The following is a 474-nucleotide window of genomic DNA, read 5'->3' as shown; positions in this document are numbered from 1 at the left end:
ACCCTCAACCCCATCCTCGTGGTGGACTTCATCGGGGGAGCACATAATGACGCCCTCATGATGGGGCTGGTTGTTATCGGGTTGTGGATTGCTTGCATGACGAGCTGGTCATGGGCGATTGGCGCGGTACTTGTCGGGGGCGCGGCGGCCGTCAAACAGCCGGCATTTATGGTCGCAGTTGCTCTGCCGCTGATCCGTCCTCCTATGGCGTCGTGGCATCCGCGCCACCTTTTCCCGGCTTTGGGGCGAACGGTAGGGTCCCTCACTATCTCGGTGGCTGTTTTTTCGGGTATTTCGTGGGCATCGGGTTTAGGGTTTGGCTGGTACCACGCCGTCAACGTTCCCGGTATGGTGTTGACGGTGTCGCCCTTCACTCTGGTCGGCATGGGTGTGCGAATGGTGCTTGGTTCCTTTGGCGCACATCAAGCAGCGGCAGCTGTCATTCCGATTTCTCAGGCCATTGGCATGCTCGTC

Annotated in this window: 1 pseudogene; it reads left to right on the top strand. The window is 59.3% G+C overall.

Features of this window, described 5'->3' with window-relative positions:
• Nucleotides 1–474, top strand: a pseudogene (locus J5M66_RS26625) (DUF2029 domain-containing protein); the annotation flags it as partial.

Origin of the sequence: Pseudomonas sp. 67(2021) (assembly GCF_017491835.1) — a bacterium.
In the GTDB taxonomy this organism is placed as follows: Bacteria; Pseudomonadota; Gammaproteobacteria; order Pseudomonadales; family Pseudomonadaceae; genus Aquipseudomonas; species Aquipseudomonas atacamensis.
This window is presented reverse-complemented; position numbering and strand designations above follow the sequence as displayed.